This is a genomic window from Pseudomonas sp. AC083 (genome assembly GCF_979253165.1).
Map to the genome: position 1 here is coordinate 1 of NZ_CEEDDH010000258.1, position 251 is coordinate 251.

Annotated in this window: 1 protein-coding gene; it reads left to right on the forward strand. The window is 47.4% G+C overall.

Annotated elements, in window-relative coordinates; all coding sequences use genetic code 11:
- Window positions 1-6: 6 nt before the first annotated feature.
- On the forward strand, window positions 7-251 hold a 245-nt coding region (locus AC0IXA_RS27875), incomplete at its 3' end, for a reverse transcriptase domain-containing protein (RefSeq protein ID WP_471814974.1).

Sequence of the window (251 nt, forward strand, 5' to 3'; positions counted from 1 at the left end):
CTTTCCATAAATCAGCATGGGTTTAGGAAACGTCGTTCCTGTGAAACTCAGCTTGCCCTTTTCTCACATGGCATCTTGCGAGCCATGGACGAAGGGCAACAGGCGGATTGTGTTTTTCTCGACTTCAAAAAGGCGTTCGACGCGGTGCCACACTGCAGACTGCTAACGAAGATACGAGCTTATGGAATAGGTTCACAGATTTGTGACTGGCTGGAAGACTTCCTAAGTAATAGAACGCAGTACGTTGTTCT